The sequence below is a fragment of the Tardiphaga sp. 619_E2_N8_4 genome (assembly GCF_051810905.1).
In the GTDB taxonomy this organism is placed as follows: domain Bacteria; phylum Pseudomonadota; class Alphaproteobacteria; order Rhizobiales; family Xanthobacteraceae; genus Tardiphaga; species Tardiphaga robiniae.
The window spans coordinates 3,206,216-3,222,186 of the sequence record NZ_JBPWQJ010000001.1 but is presented as its reverse complement, the minus strand read 5'-3'; the positions used below and the strand labels follow the sequence as shown (position 1 = coordinate 3,222,186).

Below are 15,971 nucleotides of genomic sequence, written 5' to 3'. Positions count from 1 at the left end.
CTCATTCGGCGGGAATAAATTTCCGCCTTCGCCGATCCAGTCCCCATAGCCCAATCCAGGGCGATGGAGATTGGCGATGAGTGCATTCGATCACGATCATTCCCAGGACGACCCGAGACTGAGCCGTCGAAAGGTACTGGAGTGCATGACCTGGGCCGGCACCGGCGTACTCTGGAGCATCGCCGGCGGCGTTCCGCACGCCCTTGGGCTGATTGATTCGGCACAAGCGGCAGAGCCCACCGGCCTGACCTTCCTGCAGATCAGCGACAGCCATATCGGCTTCGACAAGCCGGCCAATCCCAACGCCATCGGTACGCTCGAGGAAGCCATCGGCCGGATCAAAGCCATGCCGGTGAAGCCGTCGTTCATGATCCATACCGGCGATATCAGTCACCTCTCCAAGGCCTCCGAATTCGACGATGCCGACCGCATCATCTCGCAGGCGCGGCTCGATGTGCATTACGTTCCGGGAGAACATGATTTCATCGACGAGGAGGTCAAGCTCTACCGCGAGCGCTACGGACGTGGGACCAAGGGCTCCGGCTGGTATTCCTTCGACGCAAGCGGCGTACACTTCATCGGGCTTGTGAACGTCGTCGATCTCAAAGCCGGCGGACTTGGAAACCTCGGCGCCGAACAACTCGCGTGGCTGGAGGACGATCTTCGCGGCCGATCAAAATCGACACCTATCGTGGTGTTTGCGCATATTCCACTCTGGACCGTTTATCCGACCTGGGGATGGGGCACCGAAGACGGAGCACGCGCGCTGGACTACCTCAAGGGCTTTGGCTCGGTCACGGTGCTGAACGGCCATATCCATCAGGTGATGCAGAAAGTAGAAGGCAACGTCACGTTCCACACCGCACGCTCTACTGCGTTTCCACAACCGGCACCGGGGACAGCGCCCTCACCCGGCCCCATGAAGGTGGCCGACGACAAATTACGCGGCCTGCTGGGCATCGCCAGCATCATCTTCAAACCCGGCGATGAACGCCTCGCCATCATCGATACCCAGTTGCAAGGCTGAGGGCATCGCAACATGACATCCGTCGCCTTACGCAACATCTGCATCCGTGTCGCCGTTCTTGCCGTCATGACCGCTTGCATGACAGCGGCGCGGTGCGAAGACCTCGCGGTGATGATCGACAACTTCACCTTCGAGCCGGCGCAGCTCACCATCAAGGTCGGCACGACCGTCACCTGGAAGAACCGAGACGACATCCCGCACGCCGTGGTCTCAGCCGGAAAATTCAGGTCGAAAACACTCGACACTGACGACAGCTATTCCTTCACGTTCACGTCACCAGGTGACTACGCGTATTTTTGCTCGCTGCATCCGCATATGACGGGGATGATCAAGGTTGAGTAGCAGCCAAAACCAAGGCATCACAACGATGCCCGGCCTCTGGAAACCCGGCAGCCGGGCATCGGCCGGCAAGGACAAGTCGATGCCAGCGCACAGAGCTGACGACGATGGCGAAAGGACGCGCCGTTTTCGCGACGCCGCGCTGCCATGCCTCGACGACGTCTATACGCTCGCCCGCTATCTGCTGTGCGATGCCGACGCCGCCGAAGACGCCGTCCAGGAATGCTATCTGCGCGCGCTGAAACATTTCGACAGCTATCGTGGCCCTGCAATCAAACCATGGCTGTTCGCCATCCTGCGCAATATCTGCCATGCGGAGTTCGCCCGTCGCATGAACTCACCAACCCCGATCGCCGAAATCGCCGAGGCAGAGTCGCAGGAAGCCGCGCCGCTCTGGCATGAGGCACAAGCTTCACCGGAGGCGGAATTGCTCCGACGTCGCGATGCCACGACGATCCAGCGTCTCGTGAGCGCGCTTGCCGAGCCGTTCAGGGAAATCCTCGTGCTGCGAGAAATGCAAAACCTGTCTTACCGGGAGGTTTCCGACATCGTCGGCGCGCCCATCGGCACCGTGATGTCACGCCTCGCCCGCGCACGCGCGATGCTCCGGATCGCATGGATGGCTGAAGAGGAGCCACACAAATGACCTGCGACGAGGCCGAGATTCTTCTTCACGCATTGCTCGATGACGAGCTCGACGCCGGGCATGTCCGTGAGGTCGAGGCGCACATTGCCACGTGCCAACGCTGCGCTGCTCAACTGAACACCTATCGCGACATGCGATCCGCAATGGCCGCCAGCGATCTGCATTTTACGGCGCCTCCACAGCTACGCCAGCGCATCGAGGCGGCGCTCCCCAAGGCTCACACGCCAAATCGTCGCGCCGTGCTGAAAGGCTTCGCGATGGGATCGGTGTTGTCCGCTGTAGCTGCGACCGGCCTCGTCGTCGTCGTACTTCGCCATGAAGACGAGCAGCGCATTCTTTCGGAGGTGGTGTCGGCGCATCTGCGCGCGCTGCAGGCCGGGCACCTCACCGATGTGCTCTCCACCGATCAGCACACGGTGAAGCCCTGGTTCAACGGTCGGCTTGACGTGGCGCCGCCGGTTGTCGATCTCACCGCGCAAGGTTTCACGCTCATCGGCGGGCGGCTTGATTATGTCAATGGACGAACGATCGGTGCCATCGTCTACCGGCGGCGCACCCATGTGATCAATCTGTTCGTTGCACAGACGACAAATGCAGAATCACGGATGGCCAAGATCGAGACCGTTCAGGGCTTCAACATTCGCCACTGGAGCGAGCGCGGCCTGACCTACTGGGCGGTCAGCGATTTGAACGCCGATGAACTTGCTGATTTCGGCAGCAAGGTTGAACTTGCAACGGGGGCGAGCTGAAACCTAGGCTGACTTCCGCACGGCGTTGTCGACCAGCGTCTTGCCGAGCGACCAGATCGCACCAGGAACCTTGTGGCTATCGGCGATCACGGTACGGAACGAGTTCTCGATCCACTTGCCGTCTTCCTCGGTGACCACCAGCGGCGGCAGCAGCTTGATGGTGTGACTGCCGTGGCCGGAGACCTGGGTCAGGATCTTCTGCTCCTTGAACAGCGGCACGGTGATCAACTGGCAGAACAGGCCTTTGCTGGCCGACTCCAGGATGTTCCACGATGCCTTGAGGCGCAGCGACTTCGGCGGGCCGAATTCGACACCGATCATGAGACCTTTGCCGCGCACTTCTTTCAGAAGCTCGAATTCGGGAATCATATTCTGCAGAGCGAGCCGCAATTCGGCACCGCGCTTGGCCGCGTTCTCGACCAGCTTCTCGTGCTTCATGATCTCCAGCGTGGCAATACCGGCGGCCATCGCCAGATCGTTCTTGCCAAAGGTAGAACCATGGACCAGCGAACGATCCATCCGGTTGAAGATCTTGTCGAAGATGCTTTTTCGCGTCAGCAGCGCGCCAACAGGAACATGACCTCCCGACAAGGCCTTTGCGAGAAGGATCATGTCGGGTTCGACATTCCAGTGCTCGATCGCCAGAAATTTTCCGGTGCGTCCGAGGCCGGTCTGGATTTCATCGGCGATGAACAGCGTGCCGTATTTGCGGCACAGCGCAGCAGCGCCCGACAGGAATTCATCGGTGGGCAGGTTGACGCCTTTGCCCTGGATCGGTTCGACGATGAAGCCGGCAACCTGCTTGGACGACAGCGCCTTCTCCAACGCTTCGAGGTCGTTGAATGGCACCGTGGTGCAGCCCGAGAGCAGCGGGCCGAAACCGGCGCGGAAATTGGCGTCGTCGGTCAGTGACAGCGCGCCATAGGTTAGTCCGTGATAGGCGTGATCGCAATATACGATCCCGTCGCGGCCGGTCGCATTGCGAGCAAATTTGATCGCCGCCTCGACGGTTTCCGCGCCCGAGTTCGCGAAAAACACCTTGTCCATATAGGGGACGTTTTCCAGCAGCTTCTCTGAGAGGATACCTGCGAGTGTGGAAACATCCATTTGCACCAAATTGGGCATGTCGGCGTCGAGCACGCTTTTGAGCGCATTCCGCATCACCGGATGGTTCCGGCCAATCGCAAAAACGCCAAATCCGCTCAGTAGATCGAGATAACGGGCGCCGTCCCGGTCGAACAAATACTGGCCGGTGCCTCGCTGAAAGCCAACGTCATATCCGATGGTCTTGAGGACTCGAACGAGCTGTTCATTGAGATGGCGCGTATGCATCGAGCTACGCTGCGCCTCCCGTTCAACAAACATCTCGGAAACGTCTAGATTCGGATATACCATGAGTTACATACGTCGGTTGATGGTCGCTTCGTCAACTGAAAACCGTAAATGCGGCGATTTGACTTCGCCGAGAACCGCTACTTAAGCATAGGTCTAAACATGTTGCAGCGCCCACGCATTACTACGCGTACTCTTACATATTGCGGAATCCTTTTTTCGGCAGGCTTGTTTTCGGCAGGGCTGGCTCCCGCATTTGCAGCTGATCCGACCGGCGATTGGAAGGTCGAGGACGGCGTCGCGCATATTCGTGTTGCTGAATGCGGTGGCAGCATGTGGGGGGCCGTAGCCTGGGAAAAGACCCCCGGCGGGATCGACAAGAACAATCCCGATGCCACCAAGAAGGCGCGCCCCACTCTGGGCATCGTGACATTGCTGGACATGAAAAAGAATGCCGCAAACGACAAATGGGCGGGTCAGGTCTACAATGCCAAGGACGGAAAATTCTATAAATCGACGATCAAGCTCGGTGATACTGCTGACGAACTTGAAATCGAAGGATGCGTCCTTGGTTTCCTGTGCGGCGGTCAGACCTGGACGCGCGTAGGCCCGTCGATTCCATCGAGCCCCTCGAACCTCACCGCCAAGGGTGCCCTGCCTAAGGCGGGCGCTGCCACCGGCGGCAAGATGGCCCCAGCGGCTACTCCGACGGCTGCTGCTGCACCCAAGGCTGCACCGGCTCCCGCTGCCGGCGCCCCCAAGGCCGCCGCTCCTACCGGTCAGAAAACCGCTGCAGCGCCGTTGCCGGGACAGCCGGCCGATATCGGCGATATCTGCCTGCTGCCCGAGATCAACAAGGTCACTCACTAGTCTCGCGCGGCTTACCCATAAGAGCCGGCTGGAAGAGCAGCACGGCCGCCAGCGTCACGACAAAGGACATCGCGAGCAGTTTACCCATGCTCGCGGTGCCCGGATGGTTCGACAGCCACAGGCTGCCGAACGCCGTGGCAGTCGTCAGCGCGCTAAAGAAAATCGCGCGTGTCAGCGATGACTGCAGCAGGTTTTTGTAGCCTGCCCGCCAGGCCGTCACATAGTAGATCTTGAACGCCACGCCGACGCCGAGCAGCAGCGGCAGCGCGATGATGTTGGCGAAGTTCAGCGGCAAGCCGATCAACACACAGATCTCCAGCGTAACCGTTCCCGCCACCAGCAAGGGAACGATAGTCAGCAACACGTCGCTGATGCGCCGCAAAGCCAGCCACAGCAATAACGAGATCGAAAGCAGCGCCCAGATGCCTGCATGAATGAAGGCGGTGACAATGGTGTCGCCCGACTTCAGGATCGAGATCGGACCACCGACGGCGAGCGGCTCGGACTTCAGCACGGCATCGGCGAACTTGCGCAATGTGTCGTTATCGTTCGGATCGCCGTTGGGCTGCGCCTCGACGCGGATCTGGCCGTCCTTAGTCTTCCACGAATTCACCAATTCGGCTGGCAAGGTCTGCAAACTGATCGGGCTCGCCTGCATCAGATTACGCAATTGCCCCAACGCAAGCTTGAGCGGCACCACAAAGGTCGCCTGCACCTGATCGCGCACAGGCTGGCTAGCATCAGCGGTCTTGGCCAATGCATCCGCCAGACGCTTCGCGGCGACAGCGCCGGGACTGGTCTGCGTTCCCGCAAGTTTGCGCAGGCTCGCCGCGGAGTCCTTCAGAGAGGTGACATTTTCCGCATCGGTTGGCGCCTTGTCGATCGACTCAGGGTTCAAAGCCGGCTCGAGTATCTTCGCGCCCTCCTGGATCGCCTTCAGCTTGGCGGGCTGATCCTCAGGCACGAAGCTGCCGAGCGAAATCGTACGAGCAACTTCCGGGACCTTCGAGAGACGTTCTTCGACCTGCTTCGCAGCGGCCTCGTTCGGCGCCATGATATTGACGGCATTGGCGCCGGTGTTCGGATCCTTGCGCAGATCGAGGAAGGTCGCGATCGACTCGACATTCGGATTGCGCAGGTTGATCGGATTGAAGTCGAACTTCAGGAAGTAGAGCAACGGCAGACCGGCGATCGTGAGCGCCAGTGTGATGCCGATAATCCAGAAGCGCTTCTCTTCCAGGAAACGGTCGACAGGTGCCAGGAACGCATAACCGACGGGCTCCTTTTCGCCCGCGGGATTCAAGAGGTCGAGCAATGCCGGCAGAACGGTGATGCTGGTCAGGAACGCGATCATCATGCCGGCGCCGGCGATCTTGCCGAGTTCGGACACGCCTTTGTAATCGGTCGGCAGGAACGACAGAAAGCCGGCAGCCGTTGCGAAAGCGGCGAGCGACAGCGGCACGGCGCAATATTCGGCAGCCTTCGTCAAAGCCAGCGGCAGGTTGTCGTTCTTGTAACGCTCGGAGCGATAACGCACGCTGAACTGGATGCCGAAATCGACACCCAAGCCGACGAACAACACGGCAAATGCAATCGACAGTAGGTTCAGCGAGCCAACCATCATAAGACCGACGGCGGTCGTTGTGACGAGGCCGACGAACAGAGTTGCGAACACGGAAACGATGATCTTGGCCGAGTGCAGCGCCATCCAGAGGATGACCAGCACGATCAAAACCGTACCGATCCCGTTGACGATGGCTCCATCCTGCACAGTGGAGAATTCCTCGTTTGCGATGGGGACCGGGCCGGTCAACCGCACGCGTGCGCCGTATTCGCCAGCGATGTTCAGGTCGATGGCAGCCTGCCGGATCGCATCTGTCGCGGTCTTGCCGGGCTCAAGCGCGTTGAAGTCGAGGATAGGCTTGATTTCGATGAAGCCGCGCTTGTCGCCATCCGTCAGAGGCTTGTCGCTGACCAGCCCGCGCCATGAGAAGGTGCCCTTGCCGTTTTTCAGCACGTCTTCGATTGTCTGCGAGACGGCGTTGAAGGTCGGCGCTGCGGCGTCGAGCTGAAGCTGCCCCCGACGAATGCCGGTGAGGCCGGTCTCCAGCGCGCCGGTGAGACCGCGCAGGCTTGGATCGCCGGCCATGATTTCGATCAGCGGAGCAGCTTGCTGGAACTGGCCCGTCAGTTGCGCAACTTCCTTGGTCGGCAGGAACAGCAAGCCGTTTTTCTCGAAGAACGCTCCGCCATCCAATCGGCGAACCGAGTCGAAATCCGTCTTGTTGGTGACCAGCTTCGCTTCCATCGCATTAGCTGCGGCATTGGCGAATTCAGGCGTGGGCGCCTCAACCACCGCGATGATCAGGCGCTCCTGGTCGAAGGCCTTGTCGAAGGCGATGTCGCGCTGACGCCAATCGAGATTGGGCGAGATCAGCTTGTTGATGTCTGTATTGATCGAGAAATTCTTCGCCGTGTAATAGCTCGCGCCAATCGAAAGAAGCACACAAACGAGCACCACCGGCAGGGCAAACCGGGTGCAGAAGTTCACGATCGAGACGACAACTCTTGTCAGCACGCTTTTTCTTTCTATTTGGGCGAGGCTCGCAAAGAATGCGGTTCACGAGGGAGGGTTCCGCAAACCATTACTTTCGCATTGGATGCGCTTTGCTTTCAGCAATGTGATGGGATGGCATAAAACGTGCTGATCACCGTAGCAACGGCCGTGTTAGCGACGCCTCGTCGCGCCGTAAAGTGACGAACAAGTGAGAGTTTTCAGGTTCTTGTGGCGCAACCGCAAGATATTACCGCAACCCGGCCAGTCGTCGCAAACCACGTTTTCGGTTCGTGATTGCATACTGAGTGATTTTTGTCACACAGAACGGCTCAAATATCCAGCTGGGCTGGATATGTGCCTGATTGTGGTACAGAATTAAGGATTATACCGGAATCAATTATGGACTTTGTACCACGTGCTTGATCGTCGTCCCCTTGAAATCTTTCTGGCTCAGCCGCGCGGCTTCTGCGCGGGCGTCGTGCGTGCCATCGAGATCGTAGAGCGTGCTCTCGAACGCTACGGGGCGCCGGTCTATGTCCGCCATGAGATCGTCCATAACAAATACGTAGTCGAGAGCCTGAAGGCTAAGGGCGCCATTTTCGTCGAGGAACTCTCCGAAGTACCTCCGAATGCCATGACCGTCTTCAGCGCCCATGGCGTCGCCCGGAGCGTCGAGGAAGAAGCGGCTACCCGTGGCTTGCCTATTTTGGATGCAACTTGCCCGCTTGTTACCAAGGTCCACAACCAGGGCAAGCGGTACATGTCCAAGGGCCGTAAGGTCATCCTGATCGGCCACGCAGGCCATCCGGAGGTCGACGGTACCATGGGACAGGTACCCGGCCCGGTTTACCTTGTTCAGAGCGTTGAGGACGTGAAGACGCTGACGCTGCCACCGCAGGAACCGGTCGCCTATATCACCCAGACGACCCTCAGCGTGGATGACACCAAGGACATCATTTTGGCCCTGGAACAGCGTTTCAGTGACATTGAGGGCCCCGATACCCGCGATATCTGCTATGCAACACAAAACCGCCAATCTGCGGTAAGAGACCTCAGCAAACTTGTGGACGTCATCCTGGTCGTCGGAGCGACCAACAGTTCCAACTCGAACCGGTTGCGCGAAATCGGCACCGAAGTCGGTGTCGCAAGTTACCTCATTGCCGATGGCAGCGAACTCAACCCCGCCTGGTTGAAGGATGCGCGTGCCGTAGGCATCACGGCTGGCGCATCCGCGCCAGAAGTGCTTGTAGATGACGTGATCGAGACCTTACGGCGGATCGGACCGGTTGCGGTGTCGGTGTTGCCCGGACGTGAAGAGAATATCGAATTCAAGCTACCCGCCGAACTGACCGCGGTTCGATCCACCTTCGTCACGATGTGATGCGCAGAGAGAAAATTCGAAATGGCCATTCCGTTTTTTAAAGAAATGAAGATCGGCTCCTATCTGTTGAAGAAGAAGCTGACTGGCCAGAAGCGCTATCCGCTGGTGCTGATGCTGGAGCCACTTTTCCGCTGCAACCTGGCCTGTGTCGGCTGTGGCAAGATCGACTATCCGAACGCTATCCTCAACCGCCGCATGTCGGCGCAGGAATGCTGGGATGCCGCCGATGAGTGCGGCGCGCCGATGGTTGCGATCCCGGGCGGCGAGCCGCTGATCCACAAGGAAATCGGTGAGATCGTGCGTGGCCTGGTCGAGCGCAAGAAGTTCGTCTCGCTCTGCACCAACGCGCTGCTGCTTGAGAAGAAGCTCGACCTGTTCACGCCGTCGCCCTACCTGTTCTTCTCGGTGCATCTCGACGGCCTCAAGGATCATCACGACAAGGCCGTGTCGCAGGAAGGCGTGTTCGACCGCGCCGTCTCCGCGATCAAGGCCGCCAAGGCCAAGGGCTTCGCCGTCAACGTCAACGCGACCATCTTCGACGGCCATGCGGCCGAGGACATTGCCAAGTTCCTCGACTACACCGTTGAGCTCGGCGTCGGCGTCTCGATGTCGCCGGGCTATGCCTATGAGCGCGCACCGGATCAGGAGCACTTCCTGAACCGCACCAAGACCAAAAAGCTGTTCCGCGACGTCTTTGCACTCGGCAAGGGCAAGAAGTGGAACATCATGCATTCCGGCCTGTTCCTGGACTTTCTCGCCGGCAACCAGGAATACGAGTGCAAGCCGTGGGGCATGCCCGCACGCAACATCTTCGGCTGGCAGAAGCCCTGCTACCTGCTCGGTGAAGGCTACACCAAGACCTTCAAGGAATTGATGGACACCACCGATTGGGACACCTACGGCACCGGCAAGTACGAGAAGTGCGCCGACTGTATGGCCCATTGCGGCTACGAGCCGACCGCCGCGGACGAAGCCATCAGCAACCCGTTCAAGGCCATGTGGGTGGCGATGCGCGGCGTGAAAACGTCGGGCCCGATGGCGCCGGAAATCGACCTTACCAAGCAGCGTCCGGCACAGTACGTGTTCTCGTCGGAAGTGCAGAAGCGCCTGTCGGACATCCGCAAGGAAGAAGCTGTCGCCGCTGCCGCCAAGGCAGAGGAAAAGGCGCAGAAGGCTTCGACCGCCGCCTGAGCAATTTCAAGCTGAATATAAAAAAAGGGCGCGATGCAGATCGCGCCCTTTTTCTTTGAAAGATTGAATTCGCGAGACGCCCGGCAAACACCGCCAGAGTAGCGCTCAGACGTCCGCGGAAACGAGGTTCGTGTGCCCGAGCAAATAGCTGCGGCAGTCCCGCAGGCTGCGTAGCGCGCGATTGAAGTCGCGCCCGGTCGAAACCAGCGCCCGAATCACCAGCGGATTGCGGGCAATGCCGCGCAGCACCTTGCGCAGATCGACATCACCATTGGGTTTGATCGCAGTGGTGGCGATTTCCGGCAGGGCGCGATGGGCGGGATCGCTGACGACGCGCAGTGCGGCGAACGGCAGTCCGGCCATGGCGGCAAATTCAGCGGCGATGTGGCTTTCCATATCGACGGCAGCGGCGCCGAATTCCGAGCGCAGCGCGGCCTTGCCGGCCTGCCCCGTCACGACCTTTTCGACACCAACCAGACCGCCGCGAAACACCTTCTGGCGGCCGACGCCGGCACCGGCGATCAGTTCGTCGCTAAGGACCTCGGACGCTGACCAACGGCTGTTACCGGCCACCACTTCCGTGGCCACAACGACAGCGCCTGATTTGAGATCGGGATCGAGGCCGCCGGCGACGCCAAAGCTGATGACGCCGCGGATGGTGGCGGGGTCGAAGTCAGCCAGCAGGCTGCGGAGCTGGACAGGGTCACTTGAACTGCAAATCACGGTCGTTCCCGGCCCGGCAGCGATCTTCGCTTCCTGGACCAGCCCCGTGACGATCAATACCGGCCGCGGGTCGGTTGTATCGCCCGCGGTCGAAATGCCCCCATCGCCCAAAATCACATCCCAACCCCTACCGTCTTGCTGTTGGTGCTCTTCAAGTTCCGGAACCGCGCCAACGCCCAGAGCGGGAAGAATTTCGAGTAGCCATGATAACGCAGATAAAACACGCGGGGGAAGCCGGTAGCCGTGTAACGGGCCTCGTCCCAGAGTCCTTTTTCCGTCTGTGTGTCCATCAGGTACCGCGTTCCACGGGCGACAGCCGGATTATCGACCTCGCCCGCCGCCATCAGGGCAAGCAAAGCCCATGCCGTTTGCGACGACGTGCTCGGGGCCGCCTCGAATCCCTTGTAGTCGAGTCGATAGCTGACCGCATCTTCGCCCCAGCCGCCGTCCTCGTTCTGGATCGAGAGCAGCCAGCCCACCGCCTTGCGGAACGCCGGATCCTGGTGGTCGATGCCAACAGCATTGAGAGCGCACAGCACCGACCAGGTGCCGTAGATGTAGTTCAGGCCCCAGCGGCCATACCAGGAGCCCTCCGCGAGCTGGGTACGGCGCAGATATTCCACACCGTCTGCCAGCGGCTTCGAGGTCTCGACGGTGTCGCCAAGCTGCGCCAGCATCGAGACGCAGCGCGCGGTGACGTCCTCTGTCGGCGGATCGAGCAGTGCGCCATGGTCCGAGAACGGGATGTTGTTGAGGTAATATTCGAGGTTATCGACCTCGAACGCCGCGAAGCCGCCGTCGCTGCTCTGCATGCCCAGGATCCACTCCCGGCCGCGATCGAGCGCAACGTCGTATTCCTTGCCACCGGTCTGACGGCGTGCGCGGTCCATCGCCATCATCACCACAGCTGTGTCGTCGAGATCCGGGTAATAGGCGTTGTTGTACTGGAACGCCCAGCCGCCCGGACGCAGGTCCGGCCGCTTCACCGCCCAGTCGCCCTTCACGTCGAGCACCTGCTTCGTCGCCAGCCAGTCGAGCCCTTCTTTCGCCGGACCGAACGCTTCATCGCCGCCGGTCTCCAGCATCGCATGCGCGGTCAGCGCGGTGTCCCACACTGGCGATACGCAAGGCTGGCAATAGGCTTCGACCTCACCGACAATCAGAAGCTTGTCGATACCGCGCCGCTGGATGGCGCGGGGCGGATAGTCGGCGGGGAAGCCGAGCACTTCATACATCATGACCATATTGGCCATCGGCGGATAGATCGCGCCGAGACCGTCTTCGCCGTTCAGGCGCTCCTCGCAAAACTCGACGGCTTTCGCGATCGAATGGGCGCGGAGTTTCTTTGGGAAATACGGTTCGGCGGCGCGGAGCAGAATGTCGATGCCGGTGAAGAAGGCGAACATCGCGCGACTCTGATGCGGCGCGCGTTTAATGCCTCCGACCTTGGACGGATCTTCCAGGAACAGCTCGTCGATGCCGACGCCCTTCTTGTTCTGCGCGCGCGGCTTCAGCGCTGCGAGCACCATGAGCGGCACGATCGTGGTGCGCGCCCAATAGGACATCTTGTTGAGGTGGAACGGAAACCACATCGGCAGCAACATGATCTCGACAGGCAGCACCGGAGTGGCGCGCCAGGAGAGAATGCCGAACATCGCCAGCAGAAAGCGCGTGAAGACGTTCACATTGGCGGCACCGCCGCGCGAGCGGATCGCTTCGCGGGCGCGGACCATATGCGGCGCGTCGGTCGAATCGCCGATCATCTTCAGCGCGAAATACACTTTCACGCTGGCGCTCATGTCGAAGTCGCCGTCCTGCACCAGCGCCCAGCCGCCATGCTTGCCTTGGGTGCGGCGCAGATAGTTGGCGATCTTGCCTTCAAGCTCGGCATCGACGGGCTCGCCGAGGTAGTGCCGCAACAACACATATTCTGACGGGATCGTGCCGTCGGCTTCGAGCTCAAATACCCAATGGCCGTCAGGCTGCCGGAACTTCAGCAGGCCCTGCTTCGCCGAAGCGATGCTCGTCTCGAGCGCCGCGTTCTGAATTGTGATCTCTGGACTGACCGAATGCATCTCGCTCGCCATATCTCCGTACTCGTCGTGAATGATCGTCTGGCTGCGCAACGGTCAGCGCATCGCCAGAACGAGATCGGCCGCGCGGTCACCCGACCGCACCGATCCCTCAATAGTCGCCGGCAGACCGGTATCGGTCCAATCGCCTGCAAGAAACAGGTTCTTGAAATCGGTGCGCGTGCCCGGACGCAGGGCATCTTGGGCAGGCGTAGCCGCAAAAGTGGCGCGGCGCTCGCGCACGATCTGCCACGCCGGCAGTGGCGCCTGGATACTCGAAATCTTGCAGATCTCGTCCCAGATCTGTTGCGCAAACTGTTCGCGCGGTGTGTTCACGAAACGGTCGCCATTGCTGATCGTGATCGACAGGCGATTGTGGAAAGCAAACAGCCATTCCACCACACCGCCGACAACGCCAATCAGCGGCGCGTGGCCTGCTGGCGGAACATAATTGAAATGCGCATTCACGATCGCGCGGAATTCGGTCGGCGTCTTCACACCAGGCAATAGCGACTTCGCGGCCCATGGCGGAACAGCCATCACCACGACGTCGTCCGCACCAAGCGTGATGACGTCATCAGCGCCAAACTTCAGCTCGGTGACGCGATCACCACTCATGGTGTAACCGCGCAGCTCATGACCAAAATGAACGCCGGCGCCCTTGGCACGCAGCAATTCGATCGCAGGCTCGACCAGAACATCGCTAAGACCAGCGCGCGCGATCAGCGGGCGGCACGCCTGGCCGCCTGCCAGCAGCGTTTCGCGCACGATGGCGCCGGCCAGACCAGCCGAACCTTCCGGCGGATCGACATTGAGCGCGGCCAGCAACAGTGGCTGTACCAGACGATCGTAGAGGACGCCTTCACAGCGAATGGCATCGCCGACCAGGCGACTATTCGATGACCAGATCAGCGGCGACAGCGCGAGATAATCGGCGACTGATGTGTCCGGGACGCGGCGCGTCTTGTCGAACAACCATGTCGGGATCTTGCCATCGCCGAGATCGAGCTGCCAGCGCTTGCCAGTCTTGGCATCCGCAAATGCAAATTGCGCCCGCTGCGGACCAACCAGCCCTGCTTCAGTGCCGATCGACTTTGCATAAGCGACGACATGGCTGTTGCCCGACAGAACCAGATGGTTGCCATTGTCGATCTGGAGCTGTGTCTGCGCGTCGAAATACGACCGGCAGCGGCCGCCGGCCTGCTGCGTCGCCTCATGGACGTGGACCTTGAAGCCGGCATTGACGAGACGCACGGCGGCCGACAGGCCGGAAACGCCGGCACCAATGATATGAGCGGTCTTTTGCATCAGATGATCGCGTATCGCAGCAGGATCGCTATCTTGGAGGCCTTGCCGAGACGAACGGGGTCGCGCGGCAAAGCAAAGCCGCGCGCCACCAGCAATTCCAGGATGGCGTGATAATATTTCGACATGATCCGCGGCGCGCGCACCACGCGGCGCTTGTTACGCGCCATGATCTCGTCGGATTTTTCGAAATGCGCCTGCGCCCGCTTCACCAGCGGCACACAGACCTTCGGCAATGCCGGGCTGGCGCGCACCACGTCGGGATCGCTCGACGTGATGCCGGCGTGATAGAGCAGCTCACGCGGCAGATAGAGACGACCGATACCGGCGTCTTCGTCGATATCGCGCAGGATATTGGTGATCTGCAGCGCACGGCCGAGATGATGCGCAAGCAGAATGCCATCTTCGTCCGGCATGCCGAACACCTTCACCGACAGGCGTCCGACGGCACTGGCAACACGATCGCAATACAGATCGAGCGTTGCGTCATCGGGCGCGCGAATATCTGCAGGGATATCCATCTCCATGCCGTCGATGACGGCGATGAAATCCTCCTTGCGCATGCCGAATTGCTTGATTGGCCCGGCATAGTCGCGCACACGCGCTGGCGGATTGCCTGCATAGAGCGCATCGATATCTGCGCGCCACTGCTGCATGTCAGCGAGCCTGACGTCGCGCGGACCATCGGAATCCGCGATATCGTCGACCTGACGGCAGAAGCTGTAGATCTGGAACATCGCATCGCGCTGGGCACGCGGCAGAATGCGCATCGCGGCATAGAACGAGCTACCGGCAGCAACGCCCTGAACCTCGCTCTGAGATTCGCTATTATTCACCTGGCTCGTCATCTGGTTCATGCGCCCGGCGTCGTCGAACGAGGCATCGGCGCGCTGGTGGTGGCGCGGCGCCACAGCCCGCCGGCAATGCCGGCCAGCGCGTAGCCAGCCATGCTGGCCTTAGAGAGGTGAACCTTCTCGCTGAGCGGATCGCGCAACTTCAGCATCTTCAGGATCTGCCAGGCAAAAGTCTCGATGACGGCCACATCGCAGCCCAGCCGGACGTCGGCGATATGGACCGTCAGTGTCTCGCTCTCATGCATCAGGGTCTCGGTCTTGGCGACCAGCTCGCGAATACAGGCCAGCAGCGCCGGCGACGCCTTCGCCTGCTTGAGATCTTCCACCGAGGCGCCGTGCCGGTCCAGCGTGTCCTGCGGAATGTAGACCCGATCGAGATCGCGATAGTCGTTGCCGCAATCCTGCAGGTGATTGTTGATCTGCAAGGCCGCGCACAGCGCATCCGACGCCGGCCAGGTGGCTTTGCTTTCGCCGTGCACGTCGAGCATGAAACGTCCGACCGGCATCGCCGAGAACGAACAATAATGAATGAGCTCATCCCAGTCGGCGTAGCGCAGCTTGGTCACGTCCATCCGAAAAGCTGTCAGGACGTCGAGCGCATGACGCGGGGGCATCTCGCGCATCTGGAGCGCCTCGCGCAGGACGACGGCTTCGGCCTGGCCGTCACCCTGACCGAGCAAGTCGGCCTCCAGCTCGTCGAGCAGGGCCAGTTTTGCAGGCGCATCGAGTAGCGCGTGATCGGCAATGTCGTCTGCGGTCCGGACGAAATTATAGAAGGCAAGAATCAGCGCCCGGTGGCGCGGATGGATAATCCACGACGCGACAGGAAAATTCTCGTCACGATCGGTCTTGCCGGATCGCAGTTCGCTCGCAGGGGTCATCCAGAACTGGCTACGTTGGATTTGAACAGGGTGGCTCGGGGGCC

14 protein-coding genes are annotated in these 15,971 nt (G+C 60.5%); 7 read left to right on the top strand and 7 right to left on the bottom strand.

Annotated elements, in window-relative coordinates; all coding sequences use genetic code 11:
- The first annotated feature begins 76 nt into the window (after positions 1–76).
- The 4 genes from AB8A23_RS15305 (at position 77) to AB8A23_RS15290 (ending at position 2,761) form a co-directional block, all read left to right on the top strand.
- Entirely contained in the window at positions 77–1,027 is a 951-nt protein-coding gene (locus AB8A23_RS15305) for a metallophosphoesterase family protein (RefSeq protein ID WP_439059162.1), read from the top strand.
- 12 nt (positions 1,028–1,039) lie between these two features.
- Positions 1,040–1,369: a cupredoxin domain-containing protein gene (locus AB8A23_RS15300; RefSeq protein ID WP_089265065.1), complete on the top strand. Its 330-nt coding sequence runs from the start codon at positions 1,040–1,042 to the stop codon at positions 1,367–1,369.
- 79 nt (positions 1,370–1,448) lie between these two features.
- Positions 1,449–2,012, top strand: a complete 564-nt coding sequence (locus AB8A23_RS15295) for a sigma-70 family RNA polymerase sigma factor (RefSeq protein WP_439059164.1) — start codon at positions 1,449–1,451, stop codon at positions 2,010–2,012.
- Positions 2,009–2,761: an anti-sigma factor family protein gene (locus tag AB8A23_RS15290; RefSeq protein ID WP_439059165.1), complete on the top strand. Its 753-nt coding sequence runs from the start codon at positions 2,009–2,011 to the stop codon at positions 2,759–2,761. Before AB8A23_RS15295 ends, AB8A23_RS15290 begins: the two co-directional genes overlap by 4 nt.
- Positions 2,762–2,764: 3 nt before the next feature.
- Here the strand turns inward: AB8A23_RS15290 and hpnO are convergent, their stop codons facing one another.
- Positions 2,765–4,156 (bottom strand): aminobacteriohopanetriol synthase HpnO, encoded by a 1,392-nt coding sequence (gene hpnO, locus AB8A23_RS15285; RefSeq protein WP_439059167.1) that lies wholly within the window; start codon positions 4,154–4,156, stop codon positions 2,765–2,767.
- Between the two features lie 99 nt (positions 4,157–4,255).
- Here hpnO and AB8A23_RS15280 point away from each other — a divergent pair, with 99 nt between their 5' ends.
- The gene (locus AB8A23_RS15280; RefSeq protein WP_439059169.1) at positions 4,256–4,963 is read left to right on the top strand and encodes a DUF2147 domain-containing protein; all 708 of its coding nucleotides are present in this window, start codon (positions 4,256–4,258) and stop codon (positions 4,961–4,963) included.
- Here the strand turns inward: AB8A23_RS15280 and AB8A23_RS15275 are convergent.
- Positions 4,953–7,541 carry an MMPL family transporter gene (locus AB8A23_RS15275; RefSeq protein ID WP_439059171.1) on the bottom strand — a complete coding sequence of 863 codons (2,589 nt, stop codon included), beginning with the start codon at positions 7,539–7,541 and terminating at the stop codon, positions 4,953–4,955. The genes AB8A23_RS15280 and AB8A23_RS15275 overlap by 11 nt on opposite strands.
- Positions 7,542–7,935: 394 nt before the next feature.
- Between AB8A23_RS15275 and ispH the strand changes: the two genes are divergently transcribed.
- Positions 7,936–8,901 (top strand): 4-hydroxy-3-methylbut-2-enyl diphosphate reductase, encoded by a 966-nt coding sequence (gene ispH / locus AB8A23_RS15270; RefSeq protein ID WP_439059172.1) that lies wholly within the window; start codon positions 7,936–7,938, stop codon positions 8,899–8,901.
- Positions 8,902–8,922: 21 nt separating this feature from the next.
- On the top strand, positions 8,923–10,092 hold the full coding sequence (gene hpnH / locus AB8A23_RS15265; RefSeq protein ID WP_068735862.1) for an adenosyl-hopene transferase HpnH: 1,170 nt from the start codon (positions 8,923–8,925) through the stop codon (positions 10,090–10,092).
- 105 nt (positions 10,093–10,197) lie between these two features.
- Here the strand turns inward: hpnH and AB8A23_RS15260 are convergent, their stop codons facing one another.
- The 5 genes from AB8A23_RS15260 to hpnC are packed head-to-tail and all read right to left on the bottom strand — an operon-like array spanning position 10,198 to position 15,927.
- Positions 10,198–10,932, bottom strand: a complete 735-nt coding sequence (locus AB8A23_RS15260) for a phosphorylase (protein WP_439059174.1) — start codon at positions 10,930–10,932, stop codon at positions 10,198–10,200.
- Complete coding sequence (gene shc, locus AB8A23_RS15255) at positions 10,929–12,902, bottom strand: squalene--hopene cyclase (RefSeq protein ID WP_439059176.1); 1,974 nt, start codon at positions 12,900–12,902, stop codon at positions 10,929–10,931. The genes AB8A23_RS15260 and shc overlap by 4 nt, the downstream gene beginning before the upstream one ends.
- A 42-nt stretch (positions 12,903–12,944) precedes the next feature.
- Positions 12,945–14,195: a hydroxysqualene dehydroxylase HpnE gene (gene hpnE / locus AB8A23_RS15250; protein ID WP_439059178.1), complete on the bottom strand. Its 1,251-nt coding sequence runs from the start codon at positions 14,193–14,195 to the stop codon at positions 12,945–12,947.
- Entirely contained in the window at positions 14,195–15,049 is an 855-nt protein-coding gene (gene hpnD, locus AB8A23_RS15245) for a presqualene diphosphate synthase HpnD (protein ID WP_374725736.1), read from the bottom strand. Before hpnD ends, hpnE begins: the two co-directional genes overlap by 1 nt.
- Positions 15,046–15,927, bottom strand: a complete 882-nt coding sequence (gene hpnC, locus AB8A23_RS15240; protein WP_068735856.1) for a squalene synthase HpnC — start codon at positions 15,925–15,927, stop codon at positions 15,046–15,048. The genes hpnD and hpnC overlap by 4 nt, the downstream gene beginning before the upstream one ends.
- Positions 15,928–15,971 lie beyond the last annotated feature (44 nt).